Genomic DNA, 14,398 nt, shown 5'->3' with positions numbered 1-14,398 from the left:
ACACCGCGCTCGGACCGGCCTCCCAGCCGAGGCGCGACCCGGTCGCCGTAGGGTTCCAGCATGACCTCGTCCGAGCCCTCCGGGACGCTGCCCCACATCCCGTTCACCGAGGACGCGGACGCGACCGACCAGCCCGCCGCACCACCCGCATGGCGCGGATGGATCCACCTCGGGACCTTCCCGGTCGCCCTCGTGCTGGGCATCGTCCTCGTCGTGCTCGCCGCGAGTCCGGCCGCGAAGGCCTCGAGCGCGGTCTTCATGGCGACGTCACTCGTGCTCTTCGGGGTGTCGGCGACCTACCACCGGTTCCCGTGGGGATCGAAGGTCAAGCGCGTGCTGAAGCGCATCGACCACACGAACATCTTCCTGCTCATCGCGGGGACCTACACCCCGATCGCCGTCTGTGCGCTCGCGACGACACCCGCCACCGTCCTGCTCGTGCTGATGTGGTCCGGAGCGCTGCTCGGGATCGCGTTCCGGGTGTTCTGGATCGGGGCGCCCCGCTGGTTGTACGTGCCGCTGTACGTGCTCCTCGGGTGCGCCGCCCTGGCGTTCCTGCCGCAGCTGTTCGCGGCGAACGTGGCCATGATGACGCTCGAGCTCGCTGGCGGACTCGCGTACGTCGTCGGCGCGGTCGTCTACGGGTTCAAGCGTCCGAACCCCGCTCCGGGGGTGTTCGGCTTCCACGAGGTGTTCCACGCGCTCACCGTCGTGGCGTTCCTCGCGCAGTGGGTCGGCATCCTCGTCATCGCGCTGCAGCCCGTCCGCTGAGTTCCGCCGGGACGCGTCCGGCGGTCCCGCTCCCGGTCGGCGCCGGACTGGAGGCCCACCCAGCGTCACCGACGCGCGGTGCCGGACCGCGCCTCCCGTCCGACTGCTCGCGGACCATCGGGCGCGTCGATCCGGCGGCCTCCGCGGCCCCGGCTGACCCGGCGGCTCCGGCTGATCCAGCGGCTCCGGCTGATCCAGCGGCCCCGGCGGCCCCGGCGGCCCCGGCGGCCCCGGGCAGGGTGACCACGAACACCGCGCCGCCGGCGGACTCCGCGCACACGAGGTCGCCACCGTGCGCCCGCGCGATGCCCCTGGCGATCGGCAGCCCGAGTCCCGCACCGCCGGATCGGTCGCTCCGGGCCGTGTCGAGACGCACGAGCCGGTCGAAGATCCGCTCCCGGTCCGCGCCGGGGACCCCGGGACCGTCGTCGGACACGCGAACCGCCGTCGTCCCCGGCGCCGACGAGCCGTCCACGGGCTCGTCGAGCTCCAGCAGCACCCGACCATGGCCCCCGGTCGCCCTGGCCGCGTTGTCCACGAGGTTCCCGACCACCTGGGCGAGACGGTCCGCGTCGGCCGCGACGACCATCGGCACCCCGGGGACCCGGACGTCGAGCGTGAGCGAGGGCAGCCGCATCCGCAGCCGCTCCCCCTCCGCGCGCAGGAAGTCGGCGAGGTCGACGTCCTGGCGGTCGAGCTCCAGGCCGCGGTCGACGCGCGTCATCATGAGCATGTCGTCGACCAGGCGCGAGGCGCGCCCCGACTGCCGGACGACGTGGGTGGCGAGGCGCTCCCGGTCCTCGCTCCCGAGCGGTGCCCGGACCAGCGCGTCCGCCGCGGCACGGATGCCGGCCACGGGGGTGCGCAGCTCGTGGGCGGCGTCGGACACGAACGACCGCATCCGGAGTTCGGCGTCGACCGCCTGACGTTCTGCGCCCTCGACCGCGTCGAGCATCTCGTCGAACGCCGCGGCGACGCGGCCGATCTCGGTGTCCCGACGGGCCGGACGGAGACGCCGACCGCGATCCCCCGACGCGATCGAGCGCGCGGCGGCGGTCATGTCGTCGAGGGGCCGGAGCGATCGCCGGACGACCAGCACGAGGCCGGCCGCCGCGAGCAGCAGGAAGCCCGCCGAGGCCCCGCCCATCACCCAGCCGAGCTCGGTCAGCGTCTGGTCCACGGACCGCGTGCCGGTCGTCAGGGTGATCGTCGAGTCGTCGCTCAGGCGGGACACCAGCGTGACGACGCCGTCGTGCTCACGCACCGTCGACGAGCTGATGGTCGCGCCGGCCGCCGTCCCAGCGCCCGCTGCAGCGCTCGTGCCCGTGCTCGTGCCCGTGCCCGTTTTCGTGCCGGCGCCCGCGCTGTCGGACCGCGCTCCCCGGCCCGCCGGCGGGCCGGGGAGCGTCCCCGGGTCCGGCGGCCCCTCCTGCAGCTCGGCCGGTGTCGGGCCCGCCTCGACCGCGGCGCCGTCGGCCTGCACGATCTTCACGGAGAGCCCCTGCATGGACAGCCGGTCGGCGAGGTCGTCGGCGTCGACCGTGCCGACGAGTGCGGCCGCGGCGGACGCCCTGTCACGGAGGCGGTCCTCGATCTGGGCGTGCAGCCGCGCCCCGAGGAGCGCCTCGACCGTCACCGCGAGGGCCCCGAGGAGGACGACCAGCAGTACGAGGATCGCGACGACGGTCCTGGCCCGGAGCGATCCTGTCCGGAGCGCCGTCGCGCCGTTCGCCGCACTGCCCGGAGCACCGGTCGGCGCACTGCCCGCCGCACCGCCCGGCGCACTGCCCGTCGCAGCGTTCGGCGCACTGCCCGTCGCACCGGCCGGCGCACCGACCGCGGGGCGCCCGGTCGCCCGCCGCGTCACGCTGCCACCGCCACGCTGGACATCCGGTAGCCGAGCCCGCGCACCGTGTGGATGAGCCGCGGTCCGTGTGCCTCCATCTTCCGCCGGAGGGCACTGAGGTGCACCTCGACGAGGTTCGGGTCGTAGTCGTCGTACCCCCACACCTGCGTGAGGATCTGTCCCTTCGACACCGTCCTCCCCCGGCTCTCGGCGAGGAACGTCAGCAGGCGGAACTCGGTCGCGGTCAGGTCGAGGACCGTCCCACCGCGCTGGACCGTCGCGGCGGCGCCGTCGAGCACGAGGTCCCCCACCTCGACCACGGCCGGGATCCTGCCCCGCCGGCGGAGCACCGCGGTGACCCTGGCGACGAGCTCCGCCATCGCGAACGGCTTGACCACGTAGTCGTCGATCCCCTCGGCGAACCCGCGCAGTCGGTCGTCGACCTCGTCGCGCGCCGTGAGCATGACGACCGCGGCGTCCGAGCTCGTCCGGACCCTGGCGGCGAGCTGGATGCCGCTGGCCCCCGGGAGCATCCAGTCGAGGACGACGAGGTCCGGCACGAACGACCCGAGTTCGGTGTGCAGCTCCGCTCCGTCCGGCAGGTCGCGCACGACGAGTCCCTCGGCGCGGAGGGACGCGGTGACGGCGGTGCGGATGGCGTCGTCGTCGTCGACGAGGAGGACACGTGCAGGAGCGGGCATGAGAGCAACCCTCGGTGACCTGACCATCACGAAGCCTGGAGTCGTCTGGACGCTCCCTGTGCTTCAGTCATGCTTCAGATTCGACTTCGACGGTTGATCTCGACCCGGTAGCGAGCCGGGCGGAACGGAGACACCACCATGACGAACCACGACGACAACCGGCCGGACGCCCACCGCGACGACGAGCAGCACGACGACGCGACCCGCGAGCTGCCCTCGCTCGACGCCTCCGACGCCCGGACCCGCGAGCTGACCCCCATGGGCTCGCGTGCGGACGACGTGACGACCGAGTTCCCGGTCTTCGCGAGCCTCCAGGACGCGGACCGCACCACGTCGGACCGGACGGGAGGCACGGTGCCGGCATCGGCGGCGTCCCCGGCCGGTCCCGGTGCGGGACGAGCGCGACTCCGACGGCGGGTCGGGATCGGTGCGGCGGCTGCGGCGGTCCTGATCGCCGGCGGCTTCGGCGTGACCGCGGCGGTCGCCGCCGGGAACGACGGCGGGACGCCCGTCGGCGCCGGGAGTTCCGCGTCCGCCCGTCCGAGCGGCGCGCCCTCGGGTGCACCGACCGGCGCTCCCTCGGGTGCACCGAGCGGCGCTCCCTCGGGTGCGCCGAAGGCGGGAGCCGGCGCCGCCGGCGGTCCCGCGGCAGGACCCGGCCAGTGTGCGCCGGGTGCCGCCGGCGCACCGACACCCCCGAAGGACGGTCCCGCCGCGGACGGCTCCGCTCCCACCCCGCCGGCGGCCCCGGCGGACGGGTCGGCCCCCACGCCGCCCGCCGCGCCGAAGGACGGCTCGGCGAACGACGGCTCGGCGCCCACCCCGCCCGCTGCCCCGTCGGACGCACCGTCCGCCACGACCGGCTCCTGACCGGACCGGCGTCCCGATCGACCGGTGTTCTGAACACCGTCGTCCTGATCGGCGGGCGTCCCGAACACCGTCGTCCGTCGGGAACACCGCGATCCGCGTGTTCCCGACGGACGGACGTGTTCGGCGCCCCCGGTGCAGCGTCGGTCGGCCGGGTCCGGTCGGACGGCGGGGTCAGACCGTCAGCCGGTCAGACGCCGTCGCGGTCGTCCTCGGGCAGCTCGCCGCGCTCCTCGGCCTCGAGTCGCGCGCGGATCTCGGCCCGGTACCGGGTCCGACGGATCCGCCGTGTCATGTCGAGGATGAGCAGGATCGTGATGACGGCGACCGCCGCGATCGCGATGAACCCGACGACCCCGGGCGTGACGTCGACGTCCGGGACGGTCGAGGCGGGCGTCGACGGCGAGGTCGCGGCGAGCACGACCGCCCCGCCCAGCACGGACAGGGCCATGAGCACGGACAGGGTCACTGGTGCGTCTCCTCTTCTGCGGACGATCCGCTGACACCCGGGTGGTCGTCGTCGACCGCCCGCTCAGTGGCTTCCGTCCGCTCAGTGACTTCCGTCCGCTCAGCGGCGGCCGGTGCCTCGAGCGGCGCGAACGCGACTTCGGTCTGCGACGGCTCGGAGTCCTCGTGGACCCCCGCGAACAGGTCCGTCTCGGGGAGCATCGCGTCGACACGGCTGGCCACGAGCTGGAAGTCCTCGGTCGGCCACACCTCGGCGATGAGGTCGTTCGGCCAGAAGAAGAACGGGCTGTCCCCCGGCACCTGACTGGCGTGCGCACGGAGCGCCCGGTCGCGCGCGTCGAAGTGGTCGGCGACGTGCACGTGCGTCGTGGCGAGGTCCGGACGGTCCTCGAACCGCTTGAGGAACTCGCCGAACTGCTCGAGGAACGGCGCCTCGGGGTCCCGCTCGGTGAGTGCGGCGAACACGGCACGGAAGCGCGCGGGGTTCATCGTGCGCTCGTAGTACAGCTTGCTCATCACCCACGGCTCCCCCGCCTCGGGGTACTTCGTCGGGTCCCCGGCGTCACGCCAGGCGGCCATCGAGATCTCGTGCGTCCGGATGTGGTCCGGGTGCGGGTACCCGCCGTTCTCGTCGTAGGTGACCATGACGTCCGGGCGGAACCGACGGACGACCCGGACGAGGTTCTCGGCGCTCGTCTCGATCGGCACCGTCGCGAAGGTACCCGGGCGCACGGTCTCGCCCTGCTCCGCGTCCGGCAGCCCGGAGTCGTGGTAGCCGAGCCAGACGTGCTCGATGCCCATGGCCTCCTGTGCGGCGGCCATCTCGGTGCGCCGGTACCCCGCCATGTCGCGACCGGCCCGGTACCGCGCCGTCGTCGACAGCTGCTCGTTCAGGATGTCGCCGGCCTCACCGCCCGTGCACGAGACGACGAGCACCTCCGCGCCGGCGGCGATGTACTTGGCGTAGGTGGCAGCGCCCTTGCTGGACTCGTCGTCCGGGTGCGCGTGGACCGCGATGAGCCGCAGGGTCACGACGTCTCCTGGTTCCTGGTCGGTTCGGCATGAGCGCGGCTGCACCCGGGGTCCCCGCACGGCTGCGGCACGGACTCGGTGAACTACGCTTGCCCCAGCGTAATCGACCAGGAGTCCCCGAACTGTCCGCTTCACTGCCCCCGCGCTCCCCCGATGGAGCCCAGCCCGACCACGGCGCATCCGCCTCGGCCGCAGCGATGGACGCCCGCTACGGCCGGACCCCCGGCCGCAGCCGACGGAACATCGTCATCGCGGTCGCCGTCGCGGTCTTCATCGCCGTGGTGTTCACGGTCTGGGTGATCTGGGCCGGTCCCGGCGAGACGGATCGCGGGCTCGACTCGGACGACGTCGGCTACCACGTCCAGTCCGACCGCCTCACCGTCGTGCGCTCGCAGGTGTCGGTCGATCCGGGCAACACCGCGAAGTGCGCCGTCCAGGTCCTCGACAAGTCGTTCACCATCGTGGGCTGGAAGGTCGTCACGCTGCCCACCTCCGAGCAGCGCACCAGGACGATCCAGACCGAGGTGAAGACGAGCTCCCGCGGGGTCACCGGCTTGATCAACAAGTGCTGGATCCCGTAGTCTCGTGTGATTCGCCAAGGAGACCGGCCGCTGGCCGGTCTTCTTCGTTTTTGGCTGGACCTGCGGGGGCCGGAGGAGATCACATGAGCAACGACACACAGACCACGTGGCTGACGCAGGAGGCGCACGACCGTCTGCAGGCTGAGCTCGAGACGCTGAGCGGTCCCGGGCGTGCCGAGATCGTCGCCCGCATCGAGGCGGCGCGCGAAGAGGGCGACCTCAAGGAGAACGGCGGCTACCACGCCGCCAAGGACGAGCAGGGCAAGATCGAGGCCCGGATCCGCCAGCTGACCGAGCTCCTGCGCACCTCGACCGTCGGCGAGGCCACGGACGACGGCACCGTCGAGCCGGGCACCGTGGTCACGGCGACCATCGCCGGGGACGCCTCGACGTTCCTCGTCGGCAACCGTGAGATCGTGGCCGAGGGCTCCGACCTGCAGGTCTACAGCCCGTCGAGCCCCATCGGTGCGGCGATCATGGGCCTGAAGGCCGGGGCGTCGACGACGTACGAAGCCCCGAATGGCAAGGAGATCACGGTCGTGGTCCAGGACGTCAAGCGCTACCAGCCGTAACCGGGCAACGGGGTCGCGAGCAGCCGGACCGGCTGCGCCGCGTTCTGACGGGAGGCACGGTGCCAGCTGGCACCGTGCCTCCCGTCTGTGTCCATGGTCGCGTCCGGCGGCGTGCGATGACGAGGCCGGCGGTGGCGAGGTCGCGCGGTCGCGCTACTCCTGCAGCTGCGGTCGGTACCCGGCCTCGCGGAGGCGGTCCTGCACCTCTTCGGCGTGCTCAGGGCCGCGGGCCTCGATGCTCAGGTCGAGGGCGACCTCGCTGATGTCGAGCCCCAGGCCGTGCCGGGTGTGTAGGACCTCGACCACGTTCGCGCCCGCGTCCGAGATGATCTGCGAGACCCGGGTGAGCTGCCCCGGACGGTCCGGGAGCATCACGCGGACCGCCACGTAGCGCTGCGCCGCGACGAGTCCGCGGGTGATCACGCGCTCCATCATGAGCGGGTCGATGTTGCCACCGCTCAGCACGACGACCGTCCGGCCCGTGTCGTGGACGTCTCCGGTCATGATCGCCGCCACACCGACGGCCCCCGCGGCCTCGACCACGAGTTTGGCGCGTTCGAGCAGGAGCACCAGGGCACGGGAGACGTCGTCGTCCGACACGGTCACCACCTCGTCGACCAGGTCGCGGATGATCGGGAAGTTCATCTCGCCGGGCCGGGCGACCGCGATGCCGTCGGCGATCGTCGGGGTCGTGGCGATCGTCGTCGGGGCACCGGCCGCGAGCGACACCGGGTACGCGGCAGCGTTCGCCGACTGCACCCCGATGATCCGGATGGGGCGACCACGGCGCTCGGCCATGCCGCGGAGGGCGATCGCCATGCCGGAGATCAGTCCGCCGCCGCCGATCGGCACGACCACGGTGTCCGCGTCGGGGACCTGCTCGAGGACCTCGAGTCCGAGCGTGCCCTGCCCGGCGATGATGTCGGGGTGGTCGAACGGCGGGATGAAGACCGCTCCGGTCGACGCCGCGTGGTCCTTGGCGGCGGCGAGGGCCTCCTCGACGGTGTTCCCGTGCAGGACCGCCTCGGCACCGTACCCGCGCGTGGCCTGCAGCTTCGGGAGTGCGACGCCGACCGGCATGAAGATCGTCGCGCGGATGCCGAGTTCCCGGGCGGCGAGTGCGACGCCCTGCGCGTGGTTGCCGGCGCTCGCCGCGACGACACCGTGTGCGCGCTCGTCCTCGCTGAGCGCTGCGAGGCGGTTGTACGCACCGCGGAGCTTGTACGCACCGGTTCGCTGGAGGTTCTCGCATTTCAGGTGCACGGGGCTGCCGAGGATCTCGGCGAGGAACTGTGACGTCTCCATCGGCGTGACCCGGACGACCCCCTCGACGACCCGGCGCGCTGCCTCGACGTCGGCCAGGGTCGGCGCTGGGAGCGGCGCAGGCGGTGGTGTCTCGTCGGTGTAGGTGTCCGCGGGCTGCTCGAGGTGTCCCGCCGGTGTCGCCGGGACGGCTGTGCCCTCGGTCATCCGGCGGTGCCCTTCTCCGCCGCGGGCTGCTTGTCGCTCCCGGGTGCCGGCACGTCGTCGCCGATGCGGTGGCGCTGACGGCGGAACAGCTGGATCTCGCCGTGCTGACCGCGTTTGGGCGTCGCCTCGAGCACGTGGTCGGAGTCGAGCCCGCGCCACCGACCGGAGGCGATCGTGGTCACCATGGCGTTCAGCGTGGCGATGAGCGGCACGGCGAAGAACGCCCCGGCGATGCCCGCGAGCCCGGAGGCCGCCGTGACGCCGAGGACGACCGCGAGGGGGTGCACCTTGACGGCGTTGCCCATCACGAGCGGCTGGAGGATGTGCCCCTCGAGCTGCTGGACGAGGAGGATGACCCCGAGGACGAGCACCGCGGCGACCGGCCCGTTGAAGATGAGGGCGACGAACACCGCGAGGAAGCCCGTGACGATCGCGCCGACGACGGGGATGAACGCACCGAGGAACACGAACACCGCGATCGGCACGACGAGCGGGAGCCCGCCGAAGAACAGGCCGACGATGTAGGCGCCGCCACCGATGCCGACCGCGTCGACGAACGCGACGAAGATCTGCACGCGGATGAAGCTCGTCAGGGTGATCCACCCGGAGACACCGGCACCGTCGACCGCTGCACGGGCCTTCCTCGGGAAGAGACGGACCGTCCAGCGCCAGACGTTCTTACCGTCGATGAGCAGGAAGATCGTCGTGAACAGGACGATGAACAGCGCCTCGAACGCGTGGGTCGCACCCGACCCGGCGCTCGCGACGCCGGACAGGATCGACCCGGAGTTCTCGGACAGCCACTTCTGGCCGTCGCTCAGCCATCCGCTGACGTCCTTCTGGGTGATCCCGAGCCCGGAGTTCAGGACGAGGTCCTTGATGTTCGCGTACTGCGAGATCGCGCGGTCACGGAGTGACGGGTACGACGAGATGATCTGGTCGACCACGAGCCAGAGGAGCCCGGCGACCGCGGCGATGCCGCCGAGGAGGCTGATGATCACGGCGAGCCACTTGGGGACGTGGTGCCGCTGGAGCCAGTTCGAGATCGGCACGAGGAGCGCCGAGATGACGATGCCGACGAGGAACGGGATGAGGATCTCGCTGAAGATCGTCATCAGCCAGATGAACAGCGCGACGACGCCGACGATCACGAGGATGCGCCACGAGAACGCGCCGGCAACGCGCATGCCGAGCGGGATCGAGTCCTCGACGACGGGATCCGGGTGCTCGCGTCCGCGCGGTGCGTTCGTCGGACGGTCGGCGGCAACGTCCGAACGGTTCTTCCTGGCCCAGAGCATTGCGCCAGTGTATTCGGCGCCGCGAGCGAATGTGCCCGTCCCGGTATACGTGCCGTCGGCGGTGTTCGCTACGGTCGCAGCATGCCCAGAGCAACTCTCTCCGCCGCCGAGGCACGACGGGTCGCACTCGGTGCCCAGGGGTTCGGTCGCCCGGCCGACCACACCGGCTCGGACGCGGTCTCGACCAGGACGCTCAGCGCGATGACCGCCCGCCTCGGCCTCCTGCAGATCGACTCGGTGAACGTGTTCGAGCGGAGTCACTACCTGCCGCTGTTCGCGCGACTCGGGGCGTACGACAAGGCGGCGCTCGACCGGATCACCCAGGTCCGCGGTGCCTCGCACGTGGAGTACTGGGCACACGAGGCGGCGTTCGTCCCCCGGACGTCACTGCCCCTCTTCCACTGGGCGATGGAGGCGCGCCGCCGACGGGACACGGACACGGATGACTTCGCCCGGGGGAACACCGCCCTCTTCGGGGAGCTGCTCGCGATCCTCCGTGCGAACGGCCCGATGCCCGCGAGTGCCGTCGACGTGGCGTGGGTCCGACCCGACGCCGCTGTCCGGAAGGGTCCGTGGTGGGGCTGGAGCGACGTCAAGCGCGGGCTCGAGTACCTGTTCCGCTGGGGCGACGTCGTGTCCGCCGGGCGCCGGGGGTTCGAGCGGGTGTACGGACTGCCGGAACAGGTGCTGCCCGCGGGGCTCCTCGACGCCCCGCCGTCGCGCGAGGACGCCGTGCGCGTGCTCGTCGAACGGTCGGCCCGCGCGTCGGGGGTCGGCACGATCGCGGACATCGCCGACTACCACCGCCTCCGGACCGACGACACGAAGGCGGCGGTGGCCGACCTCGCCGACGCGGGTGTGCTCGTCCCGGTGCGCGTCGAGGGCTGGGACCGCCCGGCATGGATGCACACGGAGCCCCGGGTGCCGCGGCGCATCGAGGCCGATGCTCTCCTCAGCCCGTTCGACCCGGTGGTGTGGTTCCGGCCGCGCGCGGAGCGGATGTTCGACTTCCACTACCGGATCGAGATCTACACGCCGGCGCACAAGCGGGTCCACGGGTACTACGTGCTCCCGGTGCTGCAGGACGACCGCGTGGTGGGGCGCGTGGACCTCAAGAGCGACCGGCAGCGCGGGGTCCTCCGGGTCAGGACGGCGTGGGCGGAGCCCGGAGAGCACCTGGATCCCGGACGACTCGGCGCCGCGGTCCTCCGCGCGTCGGTCTGGCAGGGCCTCGACGGGGTCGAGGTCACCGACCGCGGGACCGCGGCGGCCGCGCTCGCGGACGCACTCGGGGTGCCGATGGTCCCGCACGTCGATGCCGACGACAGGTCACCGCACGGCCTGGAGGCCCCTCCCGCGGTCGACGAGACCGACCCGGCCCCGTCGCTGCCCGCGCCCGGCGTGTGAGCGCTGGACCGCGCCTCCAGACCGGTGGGTCAGAACACCGGTGGGTCAGACGACCGGTGGGTCAGAACTGGACGCGCGGCGGTTCGGCGATCGCCGACGGTTCGGCGGACTCGAAGAACGCCGCCTGGCTGAAGCCGCGACCCTTGGCGAACGACGACGTCGGGAAGACCTTGATCTTGGTGTTCAGCTCGCGCACGCCGCCGTTGTAGTGCCGCCGGGCCACCTGGATGCGGTCCTCGGTGTCCACGAGCTCGGACTGCAGCCGCAGGAAGTCCTGGCTCGACTGCAGCTTCGGGTACCCCTCGGCGACCGAGAACACGCCTCGCAGCGCCTTCTGCATGTGCCCCTCGGCCTCTGAGGCCTCGGTGGCGTCCGTCGCCCGGAGTGTCTCGGCGCGGGCGCTCGTCACGCTGTCGAGCACCTTCTGCTCGTGCGACGCATGACCCTTCACGGTGTCGACGATCGTCGGGATCAGGTCGGCGCGGCGCTGGAGCTGTGCCGAGATGTCGCTCCACGCGGCGTCGACGTTCCCCTTGAGCGTCACGAGCGAGCGGTACGTCGCCCAGAGGTAGACCCCGACCGCGATCAGCACGATGACGATCACCCCGACGACGATCAGCGTCGTGATCAGACCGGTCTGCATTCGCGGGTACTCCTTCGGCGTCGGGAACGCCTCGAAGTCGTGCGGCCGGAGATGGTCGTGATCAGGGTGGAGCACGGGTACATCGGCAGGACGGACACGAGGGCGCATGTGTCCGCATCGATGGTATCCCCGGGTCCTGGACGCCCTCCGCCGCAGGCGAGGTCTCACGGCGAATTCCCCTCTGGCGTGCACCAGCTTCTCGGCTCGGGGTGGATGCGCCCGGCTCGGGGTGGATGCTCTCGGCTCGGGGTGGATGCGTCGAGGTGCTTGCCGGGTCGCAGAGTCATCCGCGCGGCGGATTGACGTCAGCGCGCGCATGACCGTGAATGGGGGCAGTGACTGTTCCGTGGGATCGCTCAGGCCGGGGGGCCGCCCGAGGTGGCCTCCGCGTCGAGCGCGCCCGGAGCCGAACCGTCGAGCGTGTCCGGAGCCGCCGCGGGGTGCTCGGCGCGATCGCGGTGGTCGGTGCGGTGCTCGTCGGGGTCGGGGCACCGGTGCTCGTCGTCGGCACCGAGACCGCCGTCGCCGCCCCGGAGTCCTCGACCGCAGCGACGTCCACCGCACCCTCGGCACCCGCGGGAACGGACCGGGGCGACGGCGACGAGCAGTCGGAGCCCGTCGCCGTGCCGACCGGGACGCCCACGTCCCCCGCACCGACGGTCGCGCCGTCGATCGCCGACGCCGGGGACATCACGAGCGCGTCCGCCCGCTTCTCCGGCACCGGGACACCCGGCCATCACGTGCGGGTCGCCGACCCCATGACGCCCTCCGCATCGATCTGCGTCGCTCCGATCACGTCCGATGGCCGGTGGTCCTGCCTCGGTGCCGTGCGGTCCGGCCCCGAGCAGGTCTTCACGGTCTCGGACACCGATGACAACGCACTCCCCCAGGCGGACAGCCCAGCGGTCGACGTGATCGTGCCCCCGACCATCGCAGCGAGCGGACCGACCACCGGCAGCGTCACCGGGGCGGGGTACCCCGGTGCGGCCGTGACGGTGTCGGCGGTGGGCACCGGCACGACGAGGAACACGGTCGTTGGTACCGACGGGCGGTGGATCGTGTCGTTCGGATCGGGCGGAGCACCGCTCGCGACGGGCGACTACACGGTGTCCGCGACCCAGACCGCCGGCACCGCACTGCACTACCGTTCGGACCTCCGCAGCACGGCCTCGGCACCACGGTCCGTCGCGATCGACCGCACCGCACCGTCCGCGCCGACGATCACGAGTCCGTCGACCGGGAGCCGCGTCCGGACCCAGCCCATCGCGATCAGCGGAACCGGTGAGTCCGGCACCATCGCGACCGTGTACATCGACTCGAACCCGGTGTGCCAGGCGAACGTCGTCGGCGGCTCCTGGACCTGCACGACCGCGGGCGAGAGCATCCCGGACGGCACCCGGACCCTGACCGCCGGGCTCCGCGACACGGCGGGCAACTTCTCCGGGGTCGCCGCGACCGTCAGGCTCACGGTCGGGGGCGCGCCGGCGAACGCGACTCCGTCGTCCGGCTCCGCGGCACCGGGCGCACCGACGACCCGTCGCCCACGACCGAGCACGTCGTCCGGCCCTGACGGCGCGACCGGAGCACCAGCGCCCGGCGACGGCGCGAGCAGCTCCGGCACGCCGGGCTCCGGCGGTGCGGGCGGCAGTGGCGACCCGGGTGCCGGTGTCTCGGGTGCGACGACCTCCGGCACGGGATGGGGTGTCGCGACCGCCTACGACGCGGCCGTCCCGAGTGTCCGGTCCGCCTTCTCCACGCGGACGCTCGTGCTGGTCCTCGTCGGGGTCATCGCGTTCCTGCTCCTCGTCGCCGTCCCCCTGAAACTCGTCGCCCGTTCGACCAGGGGACGCATCGCATGGCGTCTCGCCCGGTTCACCGGACGCAACCGCACGGCGGCCGACCGCACCTCCGGGGACGATCCGGGCATGCCCGCGTGGGCCACCGTCGCGCTGTCCATCGGCATCGCGAGCGTCCTCATGCTCCTCGGGACCGGGATCGAGGCACAGGCCCGGTACGCCCGCCTCAGCATCGCCGTGGCACTCGGCACCGCGGTCCTCGCCATCGGCGTCGTCCTCGCGACCCGGTGGGGCGCCGGGGCCGGACGACACGGCATCTCGTACCGCGTCTCGCCGGTCCTGGTCGCGGCAGCCGTCATCGCGTGCGTCGTGACACGGAGCGCCGACCTCTCCCCCGCCGTGCTCCTCGGCGTCCTCGTCACGCCGACCCGACGGGGGGACACCGGGGTCCCTCCGGCCCGACACGACATCGCGGCTCGCGGTCGGGACGCGACGTGGCGGACCTCCGCGCTGCTCGTGCTCGCGGCGGTCGGCTGGGTGCTGCACAGTGCGGTGACGGCGAGCGGGTTCTGGGGCGAGCTCGGCCGCGAGTTCGCCATCACGCTCTGCGTCGGCGGTCTCGGGTCGCTCGTCACGACGCTGCTCCCGGTCAGCGGCACCGCCGGGGCTGCGCTCTGGGCCACGTCGCGGGGTCGGTACGCCGGCATCACGTCCATCGGTGTCGCACTCGCGGTCGCGGTCTACTCGGGGCCGGCCGGCACCCATGTCTCGACGCTGTGGATGCTCGTCGCCGTCGTCGGGTGTGCGGTCGTCGGTCTCGTCACATGGACGTGGATCCGCGTGGTCGAGCCGGTCCTCCGCACCTGAGTGCGGGGCCGGTCGAGACGTCAGCGCTGGGCTGTCCTCAGGGCTGCGCGAGCGGGACTATCGTGACGCTCGGTGCGCC

General features: G+C 72.6%; 13 protein-coding genes. 6 read left to right on the top strand and 7 right to left on the bottom strand.

The window, feature by feature from the left end; all coding sequences use genetic code 11:
* Positions 1 to 60: 60 nt before the first annotated feature.
* Positions 61 to 771, top strand: a complete 711-nt coding sequence (gene trhA, locus ASF23_RS09320; RefSeq protein WP_055952195.1) for a PAQR family membrane homeostasis protein TrhA — start codon at positions 61 to 63, stop codon at positions 769 to 771.
* On the opposite strand, the gene ASF23_RS09315 is transcribed toward trhA, so the two are convergent.
* Both ASF23_RS09315 and ASF23_RS09310 read right to left on the bottom strand, forming a co-directional pair.
* The gene (locus ASF23_RS09315; RefSeq protein WP_082473989.1) at positions 746 to 2,638 is read right to left on the bottom strand and encodes a sensor histidine kinase; all 1,893 of its coding nucleotides are present in this window, start codon (positions 2,636 to 2,638) and stop codon (positions 746 to 748) included. The genes trhA and ASF23_RS09315 overlap by 26 nt on opposite strands.
* On the bottom strand, positions 2,635 to 3,318 hold the full coding sequence (locus tag ASF23_RS09310) for a response regulator (RefSeq protein WP_055952192.1): 684 nt from the start codon (positions 3,316 to 3,318) through the stop codon (positions 2,635 to 2,637). The genes ASF23_RS09315 and ASF23_RS09310 overlap by 4 nt, the downstream gene beginning before the upstream one ends.
* A gap of 138 nt (positions 3,319 to 3,456) precedes the next feature.
* On the opposite strand from ASF23_RS09310, the gene ASF23_RS18310 reads away from it, so the two are divergent.
* Positions 3,457 to 4,188: a hypothetical protein gene (locus tag ASF23_RS18310; RefSeq protein WP_055952190.1), complete on the top strand. Its 732-nt coding sequence runs from the start codon at positions 3,457 to 3,459 to the stop codon at positions 4,186 to 4,188.
* Positions 4,189 to 4,375: 187 nt separating this feature from the next.
* Here ASF23_RS18310 and ASF23_RS09300 read toward each other — a convergent pair whose 3' ends face one another.
* Positions 4,376 to 4,654: a hypothetical protein gene (locus tag ASF23_RS09300; protein ID WP_235510844.1), complete on the bottom strand. Its 279-nt coding sequence runs from the start codon at positions 4,652 to 4,654 to the stop codon at positions 4,376 to 4,378.
* Positions 4,651 to 5,685, bottom strand: coding sequence for a mycothiol conjugate amidase Mca (gene mca, locus ASF23_RS09295; protein ID WP_200919333.1), 1,035 nt, complete (start codon positions 5,683 to 5,685; stop codon positions 4,651 to 4,653). The genes ASF23_RS09300 and mca overlap by 4 nt, the downstream gene beginning before the upstream one ends.
* A gap of 197 nt (positions 5,686 to 5,882) precedes the next feature.
* On the opposite strand from mca, the gene ASF23_RS09290 reads away from it, so the two are divergent.
* The gene (locus ASF23_RS09290; protein ID WP_055952187.1) at positions 5,883 to 6,266 is read left to right on the top strand and encodes a DUF4307 domain-containing protein; all 384 of its coding nucleotides are present in this window, start codon (positions 5,883 to 5,885) and stop codon (positions 6,264 to 6,266) included.
* 83 nt (positions 6,267 to 6,349) lie between these two features.
* Positions 6,350 to 6,838 carry a transcription elongation factor GreA gene (gene greA / locus ASF23_RS09285; protein WP_055952185.1) on the top strand — a complete coding sequence of 163 codons (489 nt, stop codon included), beginning with the start codon at positions 6,350 to 6,352 and terminating at the stop codon, positions 6,836 to 6,838.
* A gap of 153 nt (positions 6,839 to 6,991) precedes the next feature.
* Here the strand turns inward: greA and ilvA are convergent, their stop codons facing one another.
* On the bottom strand, positions 6,992 to 8,308 hold the full coding sequence (gene ilvA / locus ASF23_RS09280) for a threonine ammonia-lyase (protein ID WP_082473986.1): 1,317 nt from the start codon (positions 8,306 to 8,308) through the stop codon (positions 6,992 to 6,994).
* A complete protein-coding gene (locus ASF23_RS09275) occupies positions 8,305 to 9,606 on the bottom strand; it encodes an AI-2E family transporter (RefSeq protein ID WP_082473985.1) in 1,302 nt (433 codons plus the stop codon). The genes ilvA and ASF23_RS09275 overlap by 4 nt, the downstream gene beginning before the upstream one ends.
* An 81-nt stretch (positions 9,607 to 9,687) precedes the next feature.
* Between ASF23_RS09275 and ASF23_RS09270 the strand changes: the two genes are divergently transcribed.
* The gene (locus tag ASF23_RS09270) at positions 9,688 to 11,013 is read left to right on the top strand and encodes a winged helix-turn-helix domain-containing protein (RefSeq protein ID WP_082473984.1); all 1,326 of its coding nucleotides are present in this window, start codon (positions 9,688 to 9,690) and stop codon (positions 11,011 to 11,013) included.
* 61 nt (positions 11,014 to 11,074) lie between these two features.
* On the opposite strand, the gene ASF23_RS09265 is transcribed toward ASF23_RS09270, so the two are convergent.
* Positions 11,075 to 11,641 (bottom strand): LemA family protein, encoded by a 567-nt coding sequence (locus tag ASF23_RS09265; protein ID WP_442855027.1) that lies wholly within the window; start codon positions 11,639 to 11,641, stop codon positions 11,075 to 11,077.
* A 455-nt stretch (positions 11,642 to 12,096) separates the two neighbouring features.
* On the opposite strand from ASF23_RS09265, the gene ASF23_RS09260 reads away from it, so the two are divergent.
* A complete protein-coding gene (locus ASF23_RS09260; RefSeq protein WP_055952182.1) occupies positions 12,097 to 14,319 on the top strand; it encodes a hypothetical protein in 2,223 nt (740 codons plus the stop codon).
* Positions 14,320 to 14,398 lie beyond the last annotated feature (79 nt).

The sequence above is a fragment of the Curtobacterium sp. Leaf261 genome, from assembly GCF_001422205.1.
Classification (GTDB): Bacteria; Actinomycetota; Actinomycetes; order Actinomycetales; family Microbacteriaceae; genus Curtobacterium.
This window is presented reverse-complemented; position numbering and strand designations above follow the sequence as displayed.